The sequence below is a fragment of the Erwinia sp. MMLR14_017 genome (assembly GCF_033657285.1).
Lineage (GTDB): Bacteria > Pseudomonadota > Gammaproteobacteria > Enterobacterales > Enterobacteriaceae > Erwinia.
The window spans coordinates 233,441-253,913 of record NZ_JAWVWP010000005.1; the positions used below are offsets into that span (position 1 = coordinate 233,441).

Genomic DNA, 20,473 nt, shown 5'->3' on the forward strand with positions numbered 1-20,473 from the left:
ATCAATGAGTTATATCATGCATTTGTCTGATTAATGCACAACAAAAGAGGCCATAAAGCAGCGCATGGCTGCAATATTATCAAAGAGTTAGACAGGATTTTTGATCGTTATTTACGGCAGAGATCTTGCTGGATGGTCCCCGCAACCCAGGCGCTTTATTCAGACCGCCAGTGTTTAATGCAGATCCCGACACTCCCCGGGTAAAATTTGGTAACTGCGGGGCCTGGATATAGCGGCGGCTGATAAGAGGGCATCAGCAAACATTCTTTTCAGCCAGGAGTGGGATGGTCAGTAAAAAGCCGCCCGCAGGCGGCCAGGATTTCACTTATTCCCTGTAAGGGTCACGAATTTTCTCACCCTCATCTTCTTCATCTGGTTCATCCTCTTCCTGGTCAGGAAATTCTGTCACGACTTCATGATGTGGAATGGGATCGTCATAATCTGGGCGCTCAGACATAATTACCTCATGTGATATACAGGGTAGTAATGACTATAGAAGATCACGATGGTTTTGCAGCTCTTCAAACAGTGACTGGCGACGGTGGCGATCGGCCATTTAACACAGCACGCGAGGCTGATTGATGATATTTTTAGCTGAACGTCGCAAATCTGTAGCAGATTGATTTAAAAAAGTGGAACGCATGATGATTAAGGTATTGAAATGAAGAGTGAAATAACCAGAGTTGAACCTGTAGAACATCGCATGTCCGAAGCGGTCATTCATAACGACACCATCTACTACACCAGCGTGCCGGAGAATCTGGATGAAGATGCAGAAGCGCAAACGGCAAACGCGCTGGCGGTGATTGACCGGCTCCTGACCCGCGTGGGTTCAGATAAAAGCAAAATTCTGGATGCCACTATTTTTCTGGTGAACAAAGAAGATTTTCCGGCGATGAACCGCGCATGGGATGCCTGGGTGTCACCCGGCAATGCGCCGGTGCGCTGTACCGTTCAGGCCGGATTGATGAACCCGAAATATCTGGTGGAAATAAAAGTGATTGCCGCCCGATAAGCGGCTGGCAGGTGCGCGCTTTATTTTGCAAAAAGCACCTGCCCTCCCTGAGCGGAAGCAAAGACGCAGCGAACATCGTGCCTGCAGCCCGCAATTATCGATAATTTATGCGGCGTAACGGGTTTAAGCACCTGCTGATCATAGCGGGCATAATTGATCCCACGCTCCAGCCGGGAGCTACCCTGCTGCATAGCCGCGCAGGACTTATCCAGAATCCGCCAGTAGCTTCCTGCTCCCTCTCCCCTGTCTTCCGCGCCTTCAAGATAGGCTATTTTTGCGTTGCGATAGCTTTCACGGGCTGAGCTGCTGTCAGCAACCAGCCAGAGAGGCAGGAGATCCGTCCCATATTTCCACTCGTTCGCCATAGCGCAGCCAGATGCTGGCCGGGGATCGAAATAGAGCCAGCTTCCGGGATCGGCGACTACATAGCGCACCGCAATATCCGCAGGCGGATGAGCAAAAGGGATATAGTGCTGAACAAACTGCCCGCCTGCAGAAAAGCCCGCCACCGTAATGAAACGAATTTTTGGCCAGCGCTGTTTCAGCTCTGGCATCAGCGCATCCAGCGCAGCAAAAGCACTCAGGCGCTTGCGCTCATCCAGCTCCCCCACAGGCCAGCTGTTACAGCGCCAGAACGCGTCGCCTGGCTGTAGCCTGGGTAATCCGGGTGAGTGACAGCGCCTGGCTTGCTCTGCTGAAACCTGAAAAAGCGGCGCAACGATAACCGAATTCTTTGCGCCAGGATTACCCTTAGCTGCCGCCAGAGTGGCTGACAGCGTAGCGCCCACATCGCGAGGACGCCCGTGAAGCACAATGGTGGCAGAAGTGACGTTGTCACTTTTAGCCTGAACGATAAAGTAGTGAAATTCGCCAGCCCGATTGGGCAGAGTAAAGTGTTGCTCTCTGACGCCTTCGGGCCAGCGCTGACGGGCCGCTACGACCCGCCGCTTGCTGGCATCTGCACTGAGGGCGGGATCGGCAGCAGAAGAGTGTTTACCGCCGCCTTTATGATCAACGCTCTCCCCAGCAGCCAGGTTTTTGCTGGTCTCTGCCGCCGGGTTAGAAGAGGAAACAATGTGCTGTTCCACCGCTTCGGGGCGCAACGGTAAAGCGGCAACAGCCTGCTGAAGCAAAGCGGTCCAGCAGGCCGTTAATATCACAGCTAACCGCAGGCCAGATTGCGCCCCAATCGGTCGCTTCGCCTCAGTAATCGTCTTCCTCTTCTTCTTCATAATCCTGCGGTCCGGACTCCTCTTCGTCGTACTCTTCGTCTTCATCGTCAAAACGCGCAGTAATCATGCCGCCGGTATGCGTTTCGCGAATTTCGGCCGCTACCATCTGAATGGCCTCTCCACTGCTCATGCCTTCTGACATCAGCTGCTGAATACGCTCGACCGCCTGCTGCTGCTGTTCATGAGAAAGTGCCGGTAAACCAATATTCATATTTGCTCCTGTTATCCCGCCCGGATTATTCCACGCGCAACAAACTGATGCCAGCGGGGGAAAAATATGCCAGGCTTGCTGCCTGTTATTTGTCTGACCTGCTGAATCATCATGTCACCTGTTTATTATCCTCTTGAGTATACGCCGGAAGCCCTTGGGAATCTGTTTGGTTTTGTTGCCGATCGCCCCTGGGCGATGCTGCTGCATTCCGGCTTTGCCGACCACAGCGATAACCGCTTTGATATCATGGTGGCCGAACCGCAAACCACGCTGATAACCCGTGGTCAGTTCACTTATATTCAACAGGGTGAAACGCTTGAGATCAGTAAAGAGGATCCCCTGGCGCTTCTCGATCGTGCACTGACCAGCAGTGGTTTCCGGGCGCCCGTAAGGAATGATCTCCCCTTTCAGGGCGGCGCGCTGGGGCTGTTTGGTTACGATTTGGGACGGCGTTTTGAACCCTTACCCCACCAGGCTGAGCAGGATCTGACCACGCCTGATATGGCCGTGGGTCTCTACAGCTGGGCGCTGGTTGCCGACCACCGGTTAAAAAAACTGACGCTGATTGCACACGACGAAGGCGAAGCCAGGCTGGCATGGCTGAAAGCGCTGAAACCCGGCAGAGAAGCTGACGCTTTTCAACTGACAAGCGCCTGGGAATCGAACATGACGCGCGAGGAATATGGCGAGAAATTTCGCCGCGTACAGCAGTGGTTACAGAGCGGCGACTGCTATCAGATCAATCTGGCGCAGCGTTTCCGGGCCAGCTACAGCGGTGATGAATGGCAGGCCTTCCGGCAGCTGAATAAACAAAACCGTGCGCCGTTCAGTGCTTTTTTACGCTTGCCGGAGAGCGTTCTGCTCAGCCTTTCACCGGAACGTTTTCTGAACGTGAAGGGGGATCGGATTGAAACCCGCCCGATCAAAGGCACCCTTCCCCGGCTGAACGATCCGCAGCAGGATCGCCAGCAGGCTGAGAAGCTGGCGAATTCTGAGAAAGATCGTGCAGAGAATCTCATGATTGTTGATTTGATGCGCAACGACATCGGCAGAGTCGCCGAGCCGGGTAGCGTAGCGGTGCCGGAGTTGTTTGTGGTGGAACCTTTTCCTGCCGTCCATCATCTGGTCAGTACGGTGACCGCCAGACTGAAATCCTCACTCAGCGCCTGCGATCTGCTGCGCGCCTGTTTCCCTGGCGGCTCCATCACCGGCGCACCTAAAATTCGGGCAATGGAAATTATTGATGCGCTGGAGCCGCACCGCCGTAATGCCTGGTGCGGCAGCATTGGCTATCTCAGCGCCTGCGGCAACATGGATACCAGCATTACTATCCGTACCCTGATCGCCGAGCGGGGTACGCTCTACTGTTCAGCCGGAGGGGGCATCGTGGCGGACAGTAATGAGCAGTCTGAATACCAGGAAACCTTCGATAAAGTGAACCGCATTCTTCCCTGCCTGGATAAATACCATGTCTGACAGCTCTCTGACGCTCGCCAGTTTTATGAATCGCTTCGTGCTGCAACGACCTGATGCGCCCGACTACGTGTTGCCCCGCCGTCAGGCTGCGGTTCTGGTCCCTGTTGTCGATCGTCCCCGTCCTTCCCTGTTATTAACGCGCCGCGCTGCCACGCTGCGTAAACATGCGGGTCAGGTGGCCTTTCCGGGAGGAATGCGCGATCCTGAAGACAGCTCGCTGATCGTCACCGCGCTGCGTGAAGCGCAGGAAGAGGTCGCCATTCCACCCGAATCTGTGCGGGTAGTAGGCGTTTTGCCTGCCGTCACCAGCAGCACCGGTTTTCAGGTAACGCCCGTAGTCGGGATCGTGCCTGCCACGCTGAGCTGGCATCCTAACGAAGGTGAAGTGGAATCGGTTTTTGAAATGCCCCTGCAGGAAGCGCTGCGACTGGGCCGTTACTTTCCGCTGGATATTCAGCGTCAGAATATCTCCCATCGCGTCTGGCTCTCCTGGTTTGATGACTATTTTATCTGGGGCATGACTGCTGGCATCATTCGGCAACTCAGCCTGCAGGTGACGAATTCGTCCGATCCTGATTAACTTATCGACAAAACCTCTGCGTAATGAATTACTGACAGTCTTTTTCACCATTTATTCAGCAAATATGCTCATCAAATCACTTCATAACTGGCTCTCTTCGTATATATTGCCCCCCATGGTAACAAGAAATCTCTGACATCACGTTTTATGTTGTTTGCCCTAATTGAATTATGGCTACTGAACGGATGGAGCGTCAGGGAACCGGCTTATAGCCATAACTTTCTTGTCTTACAGTGATGAGATAATTTCATGCGATCATTCGTCTCAGGATGGTTACTATGACAGCAGTAAAGTCAGGCAAGCCTCAGTGGCTCAGTAAAGGAACAGAGTGTGATTAGCGTTTTTGACATGTTCAAAATTGGCATTGGCCCTTCCAGTTCACATACGGTAGGTCCCATGAAAGCCGGCAAACAGTTTGTCGACGATCTGCTGGATAACGGTAAGCTGGGGAGCGTAACGCGCATCGCCGTTGACGTGTATGGTTCGCTCTCGTTAACCGGTAAGGGCCACCACACTGATATCGCTATTATTATGGGCCTCTCCGGCGCCTCGCCGGAAAGCGTGGATATTGATGGCATCCCGGCATTTATCCGTGATGTTGAGGAACGTCAGCGTCTGCTGCTGGCCAATGGTCAACAGGAAGTAGATTTCCCTCGTGAAGGGGGCATGGTTTTCCGTAGCGATAACCTTTCGCTGCATGAAAATGGTATGCGCATCCACGCCTTTGCCGATGAGACACTCATCTACAGCAAAACTTACTACTCCGTTGGCGGAGGCTTTATCGTTGATGAGGAGCACTTCGGCCAGACGGCGCTGGATGAAGTTAGCGTGCCCTACTCCTTTAATTCTGCCCAGGAGATGCTGGCCCATTGCCATGAAACCGGTCTCTCCCTGTCCGGCCTGATTATGAAGAATGAGCTGGCGTTGCACAGCCGTGCGGAAATTGAACGCTATTTTGGCGACATCTGGCAAAGCATGCGGGACTGCATCGATCGCGGGCTGAATACCGAAGGCGTGCTGCCTGGCCCATTACGCGTTCCTCGCCGTGCTTCTGCGCTACGCCGTCTGCTGGTCTCTTCGGACAAGCTTTCCAGCGATCCGATGAACGTCATCGACTGGGTCAATATGTTTGCCCTGGCAGTGAATGAAGAGAATGCTGCCGGTGGACGTGTAGTCACTGCTCCTACCAACGGAGCCTGCGGCATCGTGCCTGCCGTTCTGGCCTACTACGACCACTTTATCGAATCGGTCAGCCCCGATATCTTCATTCGCTATTTCCTGGCTTCCGGTGCCGTGGGTATCCTCTACAAAATGAACGCCTCGATTTCAGGAGCGGAAGTGGGATGTCAGGGAGAAGTGGGCGTGGCCTGTTCAATGGCTGCTGCCGGCCTGGCTGAACTTCTGGGCGCCAGTCCCGAGCAGGTTTGCGTGGCGGCGGAAATAGGTATGGAACATAATCTGGGACTGACCTGCGATCCGGTGGCGGGTCAGGTACAGGTTCCCTGTATTGAACGTAACGCCATTGCCTCAGTAAAAGCGATCAACTCCGCCAGAATGGCGATGCGCCGCACCAGCGAAGCCCGTGTCTCATTAGATAAGGTTATTGAAACCATGTATGAGACGGGTAAAGATATGAATGCAAAATATCGCGAAACTTCACGTGGCGGTCTTGCCATCAAAGTACAATGTGACTGATTTTGCTCTGCCAGTACGCTGCTGAACCTTTGCGCCGCCCCTGTGGCGGCGTTTTAACAGGTTTAGCTAAAAAATTCGCCTGCCTGGCTATCCCCTTTCTTCAGAAAGGGCTAGAGTGCTGTAGCGAATAAAGCAGATAAGTGACTGTTTTAATTAATTCTGCTTTTCTGTTCAGTAAGACTAAACTTAATCTCTCTTTTGCCGATAACTCCTGTTCGGTCTCTGTGTGTGCGTCTTGATCTAAGGGTGGTTACTGATGCAAATGTCCCCGGAAGTTTTAGGACAGTTTCGCCGCAAGCGATTGTTTATCGCTGTGGTGGTTGCCGCGTTGGTGCTCATTCTTACGTTAGCTTTCCGTTATATGGAAGAGAAAAGCCGGATTGAGCAGCAGTCGCATACGTTTGCTGAGAACGCTATTCAGCGTTTTGATCGCCTCTTCTCCCCACTTGATGTGGCTGCCAGCAACACCCTGGGGCTGGTAGGCTTGCCCTGCAATCAGGTTCGCTTTCCGCTGATTGAGAAGCTGGCAACCTTACAGACCGTGCGCTCCATCGTTCTGGTTGATAATGACAATATGTACTGCTCCAGCACGTTTGGGGACGGTAACAGCATGTTCAGTCAACTCTACCCGGAACTGGCGGTGAATAATCAGCGCATGATGTTAAGTACCGATGAGCATCTGCTGAAGGGATCGCCCATTCTGTTACTGTGGACGCCGCACGATAACGAAAACCACTCGGGGATCCTGCAAATTATTAATATCGAGATGATGAGTAATTATCTGCTGGAACCGACTTTACCCTGGGTTGAACGCGCCGTTTTCAACGTGGCCGGAAAGAGTCTTGAGTATGGCAATCCGATGATAGAGAAGGCTCTGCCTTCTGAGGATGAAGTCAGCTATGAAAAAGCCTCTTTACGTTACCCGTTCACCATAACACTGTTTGGACCTGCTCCCGCCCGGCTGGCGCTTTCCACCTTGCCCTCACAGCTGCCGCTGGCGTTATTGCTGAGCCTGCTGATAGGCTATACCGTCTGGCTGGCAACGGCGAACCGGATGAGCCTCTCCTGGCAGATCAGCTATGGCATCACCGCGCGCGAATTTATGGTTTACTGCCAGCCGCTGATCAATGCAAAAAGCGGCGACTGTGATGGTATTGAGCTGCTGCTGCGCTGGCATAATCCACGTCAGGGCTGGATCCCGCCAGATGTGTTTATTCCGCTGGCAGAGCGGCAGAATCTGATCGCGCCCCTCACCCGCTTTGTACTGCGGGAAATGGTGCGGCATTTACCGCAAATGCCAGCCTGCCCGTCGTTCCACATTGCGATAAACGTGGCGGCCAGTCATTTTCACGATCGCGAAATTATCGATGACCTCCAGAAACTCTGGTGGCCAGCTAATCCGGTGCCTCAGCTGATTGTTGAGCTGACCGAACGGGATTCGCTGCCGGAAGTGGATCAGCGCGTGGTCTCTCATCTGCATAAGATTGGCGTTAAGCTGGCAATAGACGATTTCGGTACCGGACACAGTTCGCTCTCCTATCTCAAAACGCTGAGTCCGGATGTGCTGAAAATCGATAAAGTTTTCACCGCCGCCATTGGCACAGATGCCATCAACGCTACGGTAACAGATATGGTGATCTCGCTGGCACAGCGGCTGAATATCAGTCTGGTGGCCGAAGGGGTGGAAACCGCTGAACAGGCAGCCTATCTGAGAGAAAAAGGGGTGGATGTTTTACAGGGTTATTACTATGCACGCCCCATGCCGCTGGGGGATTTCGCAAGCTGGTTGAGCGATCATAAACTGTCGCTGACAGCCTGACATCTACACAGGGGGAATCCTTTCCCCCTGCTCAGTTACTCTTCTTCCTCTTCCTCATGCCATTCACGCGCACGCGTTACGCGTACCAGATCAACACGATAGTCCGTTGCTTCTATTATCTGGAAGCTGACCGGTGGCAGCTCAATAATTTCACCCGGCAGCGGCAGTTGTCCTTTCTGCGCAATCAGCAGGCCAGCAAGCGAAGCGTGATCGTCTTCCGGATTGACCAGTACCTGCGTATCAAGCAGCTGCTGTAACGAGTGGAGATCCGTTCCGCCTTTCACCAGCCAGCCCTCACCATCGGCGATGATATCTGGCGTCTCATCTTCGTCAGGGAATTCCCCGGCAATGGCTTCCAGCACGTCCAGCGGCGTTATCAGGCCCTGCACCACACCGAACTCGCTGGTGACTACAACGAAACTCCCTTTCGCTCTGCGCAGGACGCCAAGCAGATTAATCGGGTCCAGGCTATCCGGCACGATTATGGGTGGCGTGGCGGCGGCAAACGTAGCCACGTCAATGCCCTGATCCAGCGCCACTAACAGATCTTTCGCCCGCACCACGCCAATGATTTCATCCAGCTCTCCGCGACAGACCGGGAAAAGGCTGTGTGGCGTATCGAGTAGCTGAGTCCGAACCTCATCCACAGGACGCAGAGCATCCACCCAGGAGATGTCGCCACGAGGCGTCATGATGCTGCGTACCGATCGTGAAGCCAGCGTCAGCACACCATTAATCATATAGCGCTCTTCATCCTTAAACGCCTCCTGCGGCATGATAGCAGCCACTTCGCTGCCTTCACCGCTGCTCATCTCCCGACGGCCGCCCATCAGTCGCAGAATAGCCTCAGCGGTGCGCTCACGCATCGGCTTTCTGGCCTGATGACGCATGAAGTTCACCCGGGCAATCTGGTTGAACAGTTCTATCAGTATCGAGAAACCAATCGCCGCGTAGAGATAGCCTTTAGGGATATGGAATCCAAAGCCTTCAGCAACCAGGCTCAGACCAATCATCAACAGGAAGCTCAGGCACAGCACCACTACCGTTGGATGCGCGTTGACAAAATTAGTCAGCGGTTTAGAGGCCAGCAACATGACGCCCATGGCAATCACTACTGCGGTCATCATTATTGCCAGGTTGTTCACCATGCCGACGGCAGTGATCACCGCATCCAGCGAGAAGACGGCATCAAGAATAACGATCTGCACCACTACTGCCCAGAAACTGGCATACCCTTTATTGCCCTCGCCCCCATGCTCACGATTTTCGAGCCGTTCATGCAGCTCCATCGTGGCCTTGAATAGCAGGAACAATCCGCCGGTAAGAAGGATCAAATCACGCCCGGAGAAGCTGAACTCACCTACACTGAACAACGGACGGGTTAACGTCACCATCCATGAGATCAGGGAAAGCAGGCCGAGCCGCATTACCAGCGCCAGCGACAGGCCGATCAGCCTGGCTTTATCACGCTGTCTGGGCGGCAGTTTATCCGCAAGAATGGCGATAAAGACCAGGTTATCAATACCCAGAACGATTTCGAGCACGACCAGCGTCAGCAGCCCGGCCCAGATTGAGGGGTCTAAAAGAAATTCCATTACAGACTCCAGAAAAAGGACGAGGAAAGCGCAGCAGCAGGCGAACGCAATGGCGCTGTGCGGCTGATATCACAAGGGGAAGAGTTGTTTTCGTCAAAGGACGAGACGGTAAAAGCCGGATGACCCGGTGGCATGATTAAGCGACGTCGGTGACAGTCCATAGGGAGGGCTGAGGCCCGTTACTCCTGTGTTAAATAAGGATCTCTACTGTAAACAGCCCCCGACATCCCGTCAAAATATTTAATTACATTTACACAGATTAGCCTCTTTTCGTGCTGCTCTTTTGTACGATAGCGCCTGAGTGCGTGACGAGGGTCTAAATTACTGAGCGCGGTCACATAATTTATTTTTTCGCGTACTAAAATAAATCTCGGTTTGGAATAGCAGTAACCTTTTTTGCCGTCAGGCGATAAGTCTTATCAGAATAACAGCACGTTCACTCCACGCCGGGGAAAAGATCTGGTGGGGGTTCTCGCGCGGCTCAGCATTTTTGTCGGGCCGCAGAATATTGGATAAGGAGAGTAGCAAGTGACCATTGCTATTATGATCGGCACGCACGGCTGGGCTGCGGAGCAGCTTTTAAAGACAGCTGAAATGCTCCTTGGCGATCAGCAAAACGTTGGGTGGATAGATTTTGTGCCCGGTGAAAATGCAGAAACGCTGATCGAAAAATATCAGGCAAGACTGGCCGATTTAGAGACCAGCAAAGGGGTACTTTTCCTTGTGGATACTTGGGGAGGCAGCCCGTTTAATGCCGCCAGCCGTATCGTTGTTGATAAAGAAAATCATGAGGTTATCGCCGGGGTCAATATACCGATGCTGGTTGAAACGCTGATGGCGCGTGATGACGACCCCAGCTTTGACGAGCTGGTCGCCATCGCCGTCGAAACAGGTCGTGAAGGCGTTAAGGCATTAAAGGCGAAGGAACCCGAACCCGCCCCTCAGGCTGCTCCGGCTGTTTCAGCCCCTAAAGCTGCCCCCGTTGCCGCCAAAGCGATGGGCCCGAATGACTACATGAAGATCGCTCTGGCAAGGATTGATGACCGTCTGATCCATGGACAGGTCGCCACGCGCTGGACCAAAGAAACCAACGTAACGCGCATTATCGTCGTCAGTGATGAAGTGGCGGCCGATCACGTTCGTAAAACGCTCCTCACCCAGGTTGCTCCTCCTGGCGTAACCGCCCATGTGGTGGATGTCGCCAAAATGATCCGCGTCTGGAATAACCCAAAATATGCCGGAGAGCGCGTAATGCTTCTTTTCACTAACCCCACCGATGTGGAAAGGTTAGTGGAAGCAGGCGTAAAAATTCCCAGCGTTAATATTGGCGGCATGGCATTCCGTCAGGGTAAAACACAGGTCAACAATGCCGTTTCGGTCGATGAGAAGGATATTATTGCCTTCAAAAAACTCAACGAGCGCGGAATTGAACTGGAAGTGCGTAAAGTCTCCAGCGACCAGCGTCTGAAAATGATGGATCTGATCGCCAAAATAGCACAGTAAGTTTTGCTTGTTTATTGCCTGCTCCGTCAGGTTTAACTCCGTTCACGTATGTCAGAGGAGAAGTACAATGGAGATTACCACTCTTCAGATTGTGCTCATTTTTATCATTGCCTGTATTGCAGGTATGGGATCTATTCTTGATGAGTTTCAGTTCCACCGTCCGCTGGTGGCCTGTACCTTAATTGGCGTCGTTTTGGGCGACATGAAAACCGGTATTATTATCGGGGGTACGCTGGAGATGATTGCGCTTGGCTGGATGAACATCGGTGCGGCAGTCGCCCCTGATGCCGCCCTCGCCTCTATTATTTCCACCATTCTGGTTATTGCCGGTGGGCAAAGCGTGGGTGCCGGTATCGCGCTGGCCATTCCACTGGCGGCCGCAGGTCAGGTTCTGACCATCATCGTTCGTACCATCACCGTAGCCTTCCAGCACGCGGCAGATAAGGCCGCTGAAAAAGGTAATCTGACGGCCATCTCCTGGATTCACGTTTCTGCTCTGGTGCTTCAGGCGATGCGTATTGCGATTCCGGCGGTCATCGTAGCCGTTTCCGTGGGCACCAGCGTTGTGCAGGGTCTGCTTGAATCTATCCCGGATGTGGTGACCAATGGTCTGAATATTGCTGGCGGGATGATCGTGGTAGTCGGTTACGCTATGGTTATCAATATGATGCGTGCAGGCTATTTGATGCCTTTCTTCTATCTCGGTTTCGTTACGGCGGCCTTTACCAATTTCAACCTTGTTGCGTTAGGTGTGATTGGTGTGGTGATGGCGGTGCTCTATATCCAGCTCGCACCAAAATATAACCGTGTAGCGGGCGCACAGGCTTCTGGCCCGGCGACCAACGACCTTGATAACGAATTAGATTAGGGAAAGGGTGATAAAAATGGTTGATACCTCTACAGCTACCACCGCCGTGCAGAAAAAACTGACGCCGGGTGACGTGCGTGGCGTCTTTATGCGCTCGAATCTGTTCCAGGGTTCGTGGAACTTCGAACGTATGCAGGCGCTGGGCTTTTGCTACTCCATGGTGCCGGTAATTCGTCGCCTTTACCCTGAAAACAACGACGAGCGTAAACAGGCGATTAAACGCCACCTCGAGTTCTTTAACACCCATCCTTATGTTGCCGCCCCGGTTCTGGGTGTAACAATGGCGATGGAAGAGCAGCGTGCTAACGGTGCGCCGATTGACGATGCGGCCATCAACGGCATCAAGGTGGGCCTGATGGGTCCGCTGGCTGGCGTGGGTGACCCGATTTTCTGGGGGACCGTTCGTCCCGTCTTCGCTGCGCTGGGCGCCGGCATTGCCATGAGCGGCAGTCTGCTGGGTCCGCTGCTGTTCTTTGTGCTGTTTAACCTGGTACGTTTACTGGTGCGCTATTACGGTGTGGCTTATGGCTACCGTAAAGGAGTCGATATCGTTAGCGATATGGGCGGCGGATTCCTGCAAAAACTGACCGAGGGGGCCTCCATTCTCGGCCTCTTTGTGATGGGGGCGCTGGTCAACAAGTGGACGCACGTTAACGTTCCGCTGGTGGTTTCCAGAATCACCGACCAGACCGGCAAAACTACCGTAACTACCGTTCAGTCTATCCTGGATCAGTTAATGCCCGGTTTAATCCCGCTGCTGCTCACCTTCGGCTGTATGTGGCTGCTGCGCCGCAAGGTTAACGCCCTGTGGATTATTATGGGCTTCTTCGTGATTGGGATCTTTGGCTACTGGATTGGCCTGTTAGGTCTGTAAGCATTATCAACCGGGGGCAACCCCGGTTTTTCAGAAACCAGCCGGCATCGCTTAACGATGCCGGCTGTTTTTTCAGGAGAAGTAAAGATGTCCCTCACCGATTACCTCATCATCCTGTTTATTGTGCTGTTCCTGGCTTATGCCATTTACGATGAGCTGATTATGACGCGGCTGAAAGGCCCAACCCTGTTAAAGGTCTTCCTGCAGCGCCGCAATAAACTGGACAGCCTTATTTTTGTTGGTCTGGTGGCCATCCTGATCTACCAAAACATTGTTAATCAGGGTCCCAGAGTGACCACCACCCTGCTGATGGTGCTGGCTTTTCTCTCTGTTTACCTCTTCTGGATCCGTCTGCCCAAGCTGCTTTTTAAACCCCAGGGTTTCTGGTATGCCAACATCTTCATTGACTACAGCCGCATCAAAACGATGAATCTCTCTGAAGACGGCATTCTGGTGATTGAACTTGAATCCCGTCGTCTGCTGATCCATGTGAGAAAACTGGACGACCTGGAAACTATCTACCAGTTTATGGTGCAGCAGCAGTAGTCTCTTGCTCCGGGCTGCGCTGCCAGAGGCGTAGCGTAAAGTCCGTTTCACAATCAAACTGGCTGGTGGTAGCCAGCACGCCCCACACTTCCGGTCTGGCTCGCCAGGCAAACGGCGTCATCTGCAGCAGAGCTGCCGACTCTTCGCTGCTGAGCTGCATGGGATAATTGAGCGAATGTTGCTCCACCAGCGCAAAGCCCGGCATAACCTCTGGCGTCTCATCATGCAGTTTCACTTCCTGGTAGATAAGCGCCTTGAACTGAATCAGATGTCGCGGACCTGGCGTTACGGTAAGAACATAACCCTGCTCTTTCACCACTCTTTGCAGCTCTTGTGCCTTACAGGGCGCATAGATACGTAATACGGCATCAAACTGCCCTTCGGCAAAAGGCAAACGGTGACTTGATGCCACGCAGAAGTGGACGTTATGGTACCGTTTAGCGCCAAAGCGTACCGCCACTTTCGACACGTCCAGGCCATGAACCTCTGTCTCTCCTCTGCTTTGCAAAGTCTCTGCAACGGCATGCGTGTAATAGCCCTCTCCGCAGCCTATATCCAGTACCGCCGTCGCCGTGGTGGGCAGCACGCGTTGCAGGATTTCACAGACTTTTTGTTGCAGCGGCAAATAGTGTCCGGCATCCAGAAACTCACGACGTGCCAGCATCATATCTGCGCTGTCGCCGGGCAGCTTTGAGCGCTTGTGCTGCACGGGAAGAAGATTCACATAGCCCTCTCTGGCCCGGTCAAACTGATGCCTGTTTTCGCAGCGCCAGACCGACGCTTCCTGCAGCAGGGGCTGATGACAAAGGGGGCATAGGTAAGACATAGCAACTCTCCAGAAACGATCCGGGCGGCAGTTTACCGGAAAGCCAGGGTAAGCGGCAGACCTTATTACGCCCAAAACAGAAAAAGCCCTGCCATTTCTGGCAGGGCTTTAGCATTCAGATTCTTGCCTGGATTACACGCCACGCGGGCAATAGCAGGCTCAGATCGAAAATTAGATAGCGGTGACGTTCACAGCAGCAGGGCCTTTCTGGCCGTCCTGAATTTCGAACTCAACGTTCTGGCCTTCAGCCAGTGTTTTGAAGCCATTGCCCTGGATTGCAGAGAAGTGTACGAATACATCTTTGCTGCCGTCTGCAGGAGTAATGAAACCAAAACCTTTAGACTCGTTGAACCACTTAACCTGACCTTTAATCTTTGCCATTTTGCAAATTCCTTAGAGTGTTTATTCGCCCGTGGGCTTTACGTACAGAAAAACCAGAGACATTACTGCATGAGGCACGATATTAAGGCTCGGCAAGGAAGCGGTATTCAACGTCAACGTCTTTACTCAGAACTTCTTTACTGAAGATGCCATGCATAAACAGAACTGTACCTCGTTTTACCCAAATGCGTTATCACATATTCGTTTATTAATGGCAAGTCATTTTTAAACAGCGATAGAGATGTCGCACACATTTGAAACGTGTCAGGCACATATTGCACCTTATGCAGGGATTACTGAAACGTTAACCTTGAAAGCCGGTAAGCCAGCCTCTTTTCACCTCAAAACAAGGGGAACATCATAGCGCTGCGGCAGGCTTTAGTCTATTCCCCGTCTTTTCATAATGTGCAGTATATGCCGCATATATTGCACAATTATGGCATTCGTTATCCAAAAAATTCATTAAAAAGTTTGGCTTAGAGAAAAACTTTGCCGGGCAGTTGTGCACTTGAAGTTGCACCTGATCCCGAAAGTAATTTAAATTGCACCAAAATCAGGAAATTATTATCGGACTGCCCCAATAAATGGCATCCGCGTTATCTAATTATCTCCGGCCCTGAGAATGCTCGCGCTTTTATTAGACGCCGCTCTCATTTCAAACGCTGCTAAAATAATCACTTTAGGATTTATCCTGGGTGATATTAATTAGCTGCTGCTTTGCGCCTATTCTCCAGGCATGGAACCGACTTTCATCTAATCCCGCAGCCTGCATCGATTGCGACAGGATATCTGGCGGCGCGTCGAGTGATTCATCCGCCAGCTCAAACACCCCCCAATGAATAGGGATGCTGACCGGTTCGTCTAACGCCCGATGCAGCGATACAGCCTGTTCAGGATCCATATGCTGTCCACGCATGAACCATTTCGGTGCATAAGCGCCTACCGGTAAGGCGGCCAGATTAAAAGGCCCAAGCCGACGAGGGATTTCCAGTAAATTTTCTGTATAGCCGCTGTCGCCCGTAAACCAAAAGCTCAGCGCCTTCACTTTGACCACCCAGCCACACCACAATGAACGATTGCGATCGTAGGGACTTCTCATGCTCCAGTGCCTTGCAGGAACCGCATGGATCGTCATGGCATCAAGGCTTGTACTGCCCCACCAGTCAAGCTGGGTAACGTTTTTAGCCCCAACTTTACGGAACCAGGGTTCCAGCCCCAGCGGCACAACAAATTCAACCTCCGGAAAGCGCCTGAGGATCGCTTTGATGGTGGGCTTGTCCAGGTGATCATAGTGGTTATGAGAAATCAACACACAACTCAGCGAGGGCAAATCCTCAATCTTTAAGGCGGCAGGTGTTTTACGCAAAGGACCATAAAAACGCAGTGGCGAGACCCGCTTCGACAGCGCAGGATCGATAAGCGTATAACGACTGTCGACACGCAGTAATACGCATGCATGGCCCAGCCACCAGACCGCATCGTCATCACCACTCAGATTGGCCCTCTGCCACCATTCAGCGGTAAAGCTGTCGTAGCCCTGCGCGGGAGGGAAAGGCAGTCCTTCGGCCTTACGCTCTTTCCGCCAGCGTTTGAGATCGCCATTTTGACGCAGATCGGGTTCAGGATTACGGAAACCTTCAGGCGTATGGTGAGCCTTGTCGGGATCGTACCAGGGATTTTGCCACGCCATTGCCATGCGTCCTTAACAGAAAAATTAACGTTCCGGAATCAAACGGGTGAAATCTTTATTGTCAGGCTCGCTCTGGCCTGCGGCTTTCTCTTTACCCGCTACGGAATCGGTAAGGCGGCGCAGCAGCGCGTTCTGCCGCTTTTGCTCTTCCAGCAGCGCTTCCAGTAACTGAACCTGCTGGCTCGCCCTGACGCTGGCACGGTTGATAAAGAACCAGGCAATCAGCCCCACTATGACCAACCCTGCCGTAAACCCCATTGATGCCAAACTCACTGCGCCATTTGCTAAATCGTTCATATATGTCTCAACCTACTTACTTCCACTGCAGACCGTGCAGACCTGCCAAGATTCTACCCGCTCAGCCGCGAATTGATAGCCAGCTCTCATAAATTTCAGAACCTTCGCGCAGGAGAAAGCCCGCGCTTTGTGTATCCTCAAAGCAAATTGCGACCTGCCCCACACCTTGCTGCTATGATGAAGCCTGGCAGCGAGGTGGAAACGCCAGGATTGCTGTCTGATAAATTATAAGGGAAACATATGAGATTTTTAGTACGCATTGTTGCGCTGTTGGTCATTGTCTGGCTGGCTCTGCTGGTAACGGGTTATGGGATACTGGCAGGAAGTACAAAAAACGTGGCTGGCCTGGGGTTACAATGTCAGTATCTGACGGCGCGCGGCATGATTACCGCGCAGTATCTGCACACTGACAGCGGTGTGGTGGGGGTGACGGACTGTCCGCTGCTGAAAAAAAGCACTGAGGTTGTCGATAATTAAAAATCAGGGCCAGAGTGATTCTGGCCCCGTTTTCAGAAAGGATAGTGATGATAACCCATCTGGGCGGAAAGCACTTTCGCCGCCTGATGCAGTAACCTGACGTAGCCACTTTTCTCCTCTTCGGAGAAGCGGATAGTAGGGAAAGAGATACTGAGTCCGGCAATTACCACACCAAAACGGTCAAATAGGGGAACGGCAATACAACGTAGCCCCTCTTCCTGCTCCTCGTTGTCCTCACCAAAGCCTTGCGATCTGACTTTATCCAGTACCGGTAACAGCTCTTCCGTGCTGCCAACCGTTCTTGGCGTGCTGCGGGTGTAGTTTACCTCCGCCATAATATCCTCTACCTCAGCCCTGTCACGCCAGGCCAACAAAACCTTACCGATAGCCGTGCTGTAAAGAGGATTACGGCGCCCGATGCGTGAATACATGCGCAGGTTGTAGAGGGAGTCAATTTTGTGAATATAGACGATGCTGTCATCTTCCAGCGCGCCAAGATGGATGGTTTCTTTGGTCTGGCGGGAAATTTCGCGCATCTGAATATCTGCGCTGCGGATCAGATCGACATTCTGTAGCGCTTTAGCCCCTAACTCAAACAGTTTCAGAGTCAGCGTGTACTTCTCAGACTCCCCCTCCTGATCGACATAGCCCAATGTTTTCATGGTTTGCAGAAAGCGATACACCGTGCTTTTGGACATCATTACCCGCTGAGAAAGCTCGGTGATGCCATGTTCGCGCTCTTCTCCCAGCGCCTGAAGGATACCGAATACTTTCATCACGGAAGAGACTGCATCCGGTTGTTTATCCACGTCGCCAGTTGCCATTACCGAGACCTTAATTTTGTTTTATAAAAAATGGAACACTATTTCCAGTATACGTTTTGCAGGATGGGCGGTGCAATCCTGACAGAAAATTAACTCTGGACATATCTGCTGATAGTTTTCGCCGTGAAACAACATGGAATAGCTTACGAAAAATCATTAGCATAGTGATATTCACACTCCTGACTACTTAACCCTATGCCAACAACCTCCCCAGCAGATGGATTACCGGTTCCGCAGCGCTACGGCGCGATCATGGCTATTGCCCTGGGTATAACCGTTGCCGTTCTTGACGGTGCTATCGCCAACGTTGCTCTGCCAACCATTGCCAGAGAGCTGCAGGCAAGTCCGGCTGAGTCGATCTGGATCGTCAATGCCTACCAGCTGGCAATCATCATCTCCCTGCTCTCGTTATCTTTCCTGGGCGATATCCTTGGTTACCGCCGCATTTATCAGGCAGGGCTGGTGGTATTCACCTGTACCTCGCTGTTCTGTGCCCTTTCCGGTTCGCTGGAGATGTTAACCTTTGCCCGTGTGCTGCAAGGTTTTGGCGGCGCAGCCCTGATGAGCGTCAACACGGCGCTGATCCGGATTATTTATCCTCAGCGTTTTCTGGGTCGGGGAATGGGCATTAACTCGCTGATTGTTGCGGTATCAACCGCAGCTGGCCCAACCGTGGCGGCAGCTGTGCTCTCGGTGGCTTCGTGGAAATGGCTGTTTCTGATCAATGTGCCTGTCGGCCTGGCTGCCCTTTATCTGGCGTTTCGTTTCCTGCCGGACAACATTCAGAAGGCAAAAGAGCAGCGTTTTGACGTGCCCAGCGCCATCATGAATGCGTTGACCTTCGGCCTGCTGATTTCCGCCTTAAGCGGCTTCGCTCAGGGCCAGAGCGGTATACTGGTGCTTAGCGAGCTGGTGGCGCTGGTGATTGTCGGCTCTTTGTTTATCCGCCGTCAGCTAAAAATGCCCTTCCCTTTGCTGCCGGTCGACCTGCTGCGTATCCCGATTTTTTCCCTGTCGATTGGCACCTCGGTCTGCTCCTTCTGCGCCCAGATGCTGGCCATGGTGTCGCTTCCATTTTTTCTGCAAACCGTTCTGCAACGCGGAGAAGTCGCCACCGGTCTGCTGCTCACCCCCTGGCCACTGGCTACGATGGTGATGGCTCCCATTGCTGGCCGCCTGACGGATCGGTATCATGCCGGCCTGCTCGGTGCTGTAGGTCTGGCGATGTTCGCCACCGGCCTGTTTGCACTCGCCTTGCTGCCTGACTCACCCTCAGATCTGAATATCATCTGGCGAATGGCGCTCTGTGGTGCCGGCTTTGGCCTCTTTCAGTCGCCTAACAATCACACCATTATCTCTTCTGCTCCGCGTCATCGCAGCGGGGGCGCCAGTGGCATGCTGGGTACGGCTCGTCTGCTGGGGCAAACCAGTGGTGCGGCGCTGGTTGCCTTGATGTTTAATCTTTTTGGCGCCCACGGCACGCACGCCTCTCTGTTGCTGGCCGGGAGCTTCTCCAGCTTAGCGGCGGTGGTAAGCGCCCTGCGTATTACCCAACCACGAGCCAGTGCCTGAAAATCTACGGGCATAAAAAAACCGGGCAAAGCCCGGTTTTTTTCATTCAGTAAGAGCGTTACTTCAGATACTGACCGCTGCGCAATGCCTCAATACGCTTATCCAAAGGAGGATGCGACATAAACAGCTCGCTCAGCGATTTTGACTTGCCGTTGATGCAGAAGGCCATCATGGTGCTGGCTTCCTGCGGCTCGTAGCTGGTTTTGAGTCGCTGAAGGGCCGCGATCATTTTCTCACGTCCAACCAACCTGGCGGAGCCTGCATCGGCATGGAATTCACGATGGCGTGAGAACCACATAGTGATGATGCTTGCCACGATACCAAACACCAGCTCCAGCACCATCGACACGGCGAAGTAGACCATAGGATTACCGTTGTTGCCTTCACCTTCGTCACGGTTTCCGGAGAGGAAGCCGGAAGCAACCTGCGCCAGAATACGTGAGATAAAGATCACAAAAGTGTTCACAACCCCCTGAATCAGCGTCATGGTCACCATGTCACCATTGGCGATGTGGCTGATCTCATGTGCCAGTACCGCTTCCGCCTCATCACGGCTCATGTTCTGCAGCAACCCGGTGGAAACCGCCACCAGCGACGCATCACGACGTGCTCCGGTAGCAAAGGCATTGATATCAGGCGCGTGGTAGATAGCAACCTGTGGCATCGCAATGCCCGCCTTCTGAGCCTGCTGACCAATGGTCTGCATCAGCCAGCGTTCGGTCTCATTGCGGGGTTGTTCAATTACTTCACCACCGACGGAACGCAATGCCATCCACTTTGACATCAACAGTGAAACAAACGCACCGCCGAAGCCAAACAGACCTGCCATGATCATCAGGCCCTGTACACTGCTTGACTGGATCCCTGTCAGGCTGAGGATCAGCCCAAAGACCAACATTACCCCAAGGTTGGTCAGCAGGAAAAGCGCAATACGCATCATAAAATTTCTTCTTCCTCAGTTAACAAATTCGCCTGTAGCGGATAACTATCCT

21 protein-coding genes and 1 pseudogene are annotated in these 20,473 nt (G+C 52.8%); 11 read left to right on the plus strand and 11 right to left on the minus strand.

What is annotated here, in order from left to right; all coding sequences use genetic code 11:
- Window positions 1-325: 325 nt before the first annotated feature.
- A complete protein-coding gene (locus tag SD961_RS10765) occupies window positions 326-457 on the minus strand; it encodes a hypothetical protein (RefSeq protein ID WP_318790362.1) in 132 nt (43 codons plus the stop codon).
- Between the two features lie 204 nt (window positions 458-661).
- Between SD961_RS10765 and SD961_RS10770 the strand changes: the two genes are divergently transcribed.
- Window positions 662-1,015 (plus strand): RidA family protein, encoded by a 354-nt coding sequence (locus tag SD961_RS10770; RefSeq protein WP_318790363.1) that lies wholly within the window; start codon window positions 662-664, stop codon window positions 1,013-1,015.
- A 20-nt stretch (window positions 1,016-1,035) separates the two neighbouring features.
- Here the strand turns inward: SD961_RS10770 and SD961_RS10775 are convergent, their stop codons facing one another.
- Entirely contained in the window at window positions 1,036-2,247 is a 1,212-nt protein-coding gene (locus SD961_RS10775) for a hypothetical protein (RefSeq protein ID WP_318790364.1), read from the minus strand.
- Window positions 2,219-2,458: a YoaH family protein gene (locus tag SD961_RS10780; RefSeq protein WP_318790365.1), complete on the minus strand. Its 240-nt coding sequence runs from the start codon at window positions 2,456-2,458 to the stop codon at window positions 2,219-2,221. The genes SD961_RS10775 and SD961_RS10780 overlap by 29 nt, the downstream gene beginning before the upstream one ends.
- Window positions 2,459-2,569: 111 nt before the next feature.
- Here SD961_RS10780 and pabB point away from each other — a divergent pair, with 111 nt between their 5' ends.
- From pabB to SD961_RS10800, 4 genes are all read left to right on the plus strand, one after another.
- Window positions 2,570-3,934 (plus strand): aminodeoxychorismate synthase component 1, encoded by a 1,365-nt coding sequence (gene pabB / locus SD961_RS10785; protein ID WP_318790366.1) that lies wholly within the window; start codon window positions 2,570-2,572, stop codon window positions 3,932-3,934.
- Complete coding sequence (locus tag SD961_RS10790) at window positions 3,927-4,514, plus strand: CoA pyrophosphatase (protein WP_318790367.1); 588 nt, start codon at window positions 3,927-3,929, stop codon at window positions 4,512-4,514. The genes pabB and SD961_RS10790 overlap by 8 nt, the downstream gene beginning before the upstream one ends.
- Before the next feature lie 330 nt (window positions 4,515-4,844).
- Window positions 4,845-6,209 (plus strand): L-serine ammonia-lyase, encoded by a 1,365-nt coding sequence (gene sdaA, locus SD961_RS10795; RefSeq protein ID WP_318790368.1) that lies wholly within the window; start codon window positions 4,845-4,847, stop codon window positions 6,207-6,209.
- 256 nt (window positions 6,210-6,465) lie between these two features.
- A complete protein-coding gene (locus SD961_RS10800; RefSeq protein ID WP_318790369.1) occupies window positions 6,466-8,028 on the plus strand; it encodes an EAL domain-containing protein in 1,563 nt (520 codons plus the stop codon).
- 35 nt (window positions 8,029-8,063) lie between these two features.
- On the opposite strand, the gene SD961_RS10805 is transcribed toward SD961_RS10800, so the two are convergent.
- Window positions 8,064-9,623 (minus strand): TerC family protein, encoded by a 1,560-nt coding sequence (locus SD961_RS10805; RefSeq protein ID WP_318790370.1) that lies wholly within the window; start codon window positions 9,621-9,623, stop codon window positions 8,064-8,066.
- A 528-nt stretch (window positions 9,624-10,151) separates the two neighbouring features.
- Between SD961_RS10805 and manX the strand changes: the two genes are divergently transcribed.
- The 4 genes from manX (at window position 10,152) to SD961_RS10825 (ending at window position 13,414) form a co-directional block, all read left to right on the plus strand.
- Window positions 10,152-11,126, plus strand: coding sequence for a PTS mannose transporter subunit IIAB (gene manX, locus SD961_RS10810; protein ID WP_318790371.1), 975 nt, complete (start codon window positions 10,152-10,154; stop codon window positions 11,124-11,126).
- A gap of 67 nt (window positions 11,127-11,193) precedes the next feature.
- Window positions 11,194-11,994, plus strand: a complete 801-nt coding sequence (locus SD961_RS10815; RefSeq protein WP_318790372.1) for a PTS mannose/fructose/sorbose transporter subunit IIC — start codon at window positions 11,194-11,196, stop codon at window positions 11,992-11,994.
- 16 nt (window positions 11,995-12,010) lie between these two features.
- Window positions 12,011-12,868 carry a PTS mannose transporter subunit IID gene (locus SD961_RS10820; RefSeq protein WP_318790373.1) on the plus strand — a complete coding sequence of 286 codons (858 nt, stop codon included), beginning with the start codon at window positions 12,011-12,013 and terminating at the stop codon, window positions 12,866-12,868.
- A gap of 87 nt (window positions 12,869-12,955) precedes the next feature.
- Window positions 12,956-13,414, plus strand: a complete 459-nt coding sequence (locus SD961_RS10825) for a DUF986 family protein (protein WP_318790374.1) — start codon at window positions 12,956-12,958, stop codon at window positions 13,412-13,414.
- Here the strand turns inward: SD961_RS10825 and rlmA are convergent.
- The 5 genes and pseudogenes from rlmA to SD961_RS10850 form a co-directional block, all read right to left on the minus strand.
- A complete protein-coding gene (gene rlmA, locus SD961_RS10830) occupies window positions 13,395-14,240 on the minus strand; it encodes a 23S rRNA (guanine(745)-N(1))-methyltransferase (RefSeq protein ID WP_318790375.1) in 846 nt (281 codons plus the stop codon). The two genes, SD961_RS10825 and rlmA, sit on opposite strands and share 20 nt — an antisense overlap.
- Before the next feature lie 171 nt (window positions 14,241-14,411).
- The gene (gene cspE / locus SD961_RS10835; RefSeq protein ID WP_001062678.1) at window positions 14,412-14,621 is read right to left on the minus strand and encodes a transcription antiterminator/RNA stability regulator CspE; all 210 of its coding nucleotides are present in this window, start codon (window positions 14,619-14,621) and stop codon (window positions 14,412-14,414) included.
- An 85-nt stretch (window positions 14,622-14,706) separates the two neighbouring features.
- Window positions 14,707-14,778, minus strand: a pseudogene (locus tag SD961_RS10840) (DUF2627 domain-containing protein); the annotation flags it as partial.
- Between the two features lie 522 nt (window positions 14,779-15,300).
- Complete coding sequence (locus tag SD961_RS10845; protein WP_318790376.1) at window positions 15,301-16,311, minus strand: MBL fold metallo-hydrolase; 1,011 nt, start codon at window positions 16,309-16,311, stop codon at window positions 15,301-15,303.
- A gap of 24 nt (window positions 16,312-16,335) precedes the next feature.
- Complete coding sequence (locus SD961_RS10850) at window positions 16,336-16,608, minus strand: YebO family protein (RefSeq protein ID WP_318790377.1); 273 nt, start codon at window positions 16,606-16,608, stop codon at window positions 16,336-16,338.
- Window positions 16,609-16,848: 240 nt separating this feature from the next.
- Here SD961_RS10850 and SD961_RS10855 point away from each other — a divergent pair, with 240 nt between their 5' ends.
- Window positions 16,849-17,085, plus strand: coding sequence for a YobH family protein (locus tag SD961_RS10855; RefSeq protein WP_318790378.1), 237 nt, complete (start codon window positions 16,849-16,851; stop codon window positions 17,083-17,085).
- A gap of 32 nt (window positions 17,086-17,117) precedes the next feature.
- Here SD961_RS10855 and kdgR read toward each other — a convergent pair whose 3' ends face one another.
- Window positions 17,118-17,909: a DNA-binding transcriptional regulator KdgR gene (gene kdgR / locus SD961_RS10860; RefSeq protein WP_318790379.1), complete on the minus strand. Its 792-nt coding sequence runs from the start codon at window positions 17,907-17,909 to the stop codon at window positions 17,118-17,120.
- Between the two features lie 195 nt (window positions 17,910-18,104).
- Here kdgR and SD961_RS10865 point away from each other — a divergent pair, with 195 nt between their 5' ends.
- On the plus strand, window positions 18,105-19,481 hold the full coding sequence (locus tag SD961_RS10865) for an MFS transporter (RefSeq protein WP_318790380.1): 1,377 nt from the start codon (window positions 18,105-18,107) through the stop codon (window positions 19,479-19,481).
- Window positions 19,482-19,539: 58 nt separating this feature from the next.
- Here the strand turns inward: SD961_RS10865 and htpX are convergent, their stop codons facing one another.
- The gene (gene htpX / locus SD961_RS10870) at window positions 19,540-20,421 is read right to left on the minus strand and encodes a protease HtpX (RefSeq protein ID WP_318790381.1); all 882 of its coding nucleotides are present in this window, start codon (window positions 20,419-20,421) and stop codon (window positions 19,540-19,542) included.
- Window positions 20,422-20,473 lie beyond the last annotated feature (52 nt).

Bases quoted from the DNA above. Each gene is read 5' to 3' on its own strand.
- SD961_RS10765 (WP_318790362.1), bottom strand. From the start codon at position 457: ATGTCTGAGCGCCCAGATTATGACGATCCCATTCCACATCATGAAGTC.
- SD961_RS10770 (WP_318790363.1), top strand. From the start codon at position 662: ATGAAGAGTGAAATAACCAGAGTTGAACCTGTAGAACATCGCATGTCC.
- SD961_RS10775 (WP_318790364.1), bottom strand. From the start codon at position 2,247: ATGAAGAAGAAGAGGAAGACGATTACTGAGGCGAAGCGACCGATTGGG.
- SD961_RS10780 (WP_318790365.1), bottom strand. From the start codon at position 2,458: ATGAATATTGGTTTACCGGCACTTTCTCATGAACAGCAGCAGCAGGCG.
- pabB (WP_318790366.1), top strand. From the start codon at position 2,570: ATGTCACCTGTTTATTATCCTCTTGAGTATACGCCGGAAGCCCTTGGG.
- SD961_RS10790 (WP_318790367.1), top strand. From the start codon at position 3,927: ATGTCTGACAGCTCTCTGACGCTCGCCAGTTTTATGAATCGCTTCGTG.
- SD961_RS10800 (WP_318790369.1), top strand. From the start codon at position 6,466: ATGCAAATGTCCCCGGAAGTTTTAGGACAGTTTCGCCGCAAGCGATTG.
- SD961_RS10805 (WP_318790370.1), bottom strand. From the start codon at position 9,623: ATGGAATTTCTTTTAGACCCCTCAATCTGGGCCGGGCTGCTGACGCTG.
- SD961_RS10815 (WP_318790372.1), top strand. From the start codon at position 11,194: ATGGAGATTACCACTCTTCAGATTGTGCTCATTTTTATCATTGCCTGT.
- SD961_RS10820 (WP_318790373.1), top strand. From the start codon at position 12,011: ATGGTTGATACCTCTACAGCTACCACCGCCGTGCAGAAAAAACTGACG.
- SD961_RS10825 (WP_318790374.1), top strand. From the start codon at position 12,956: ATGTCCCTCACCGATTACCTCATCATCCTGTTTATTGTGCTGTTCCTG.
- rlmA (WP_318790375.1), bottom strand. From the start codon at position 14,240: ATGTCTTACCTATGCCCCCTTTGTCATCAGCCCCTGCTGCAGGAAGCG.
- cspE (WP_001062678.1), bottom strand. From the start codon at position 14,621: ATGGCAAAGATTAAAGGTCAGGTTAAGTGGTTCAACGAGTCTAAAGGT.
- SD961_RS10845 (WP_318790376.1), bottom strand. From the start codon at position 16,311: ATGGCGTGGCAAAATCCCTGGTACGATCCCGACAAGGCTCACCATACG.
- SD961_RS10850 (WP_318790377.1), bottom strand. From the start codon at position 16,608: ATGAACGATTTAGCAAATGGCGCAGTGAGTTTGGCATCAATGGGGTTT.
- SD961_RS10855 (WP_318790378.1), top strand. From the start codon at position 16,849: ATGAGATTTTTAGTACGCATTGTTGCGCTGTTGGTCATTGTCTGGCTG.
- kdgR (WP_318790379.1), bottom strand. From the start codon at position 17,909: ATGGCAACTGGCGACGTGGATAAACAACCGGATGCAGTCTCTTCCGTG.
- SD961_RS10865 (WP_318790380.1), top strand. From the start codon at position 18,105: ATGCCAACAACCTCCCCAGCAGATGGATTACCGGTTCCGCAGCGCTAC.
- htpX (WP_318790381.1), bottom strand. From the start codon at position 20,421: ATGATGCGTATTGCGCTTTTCCTGCTGACCAACCTTGGGGTAATGTTG.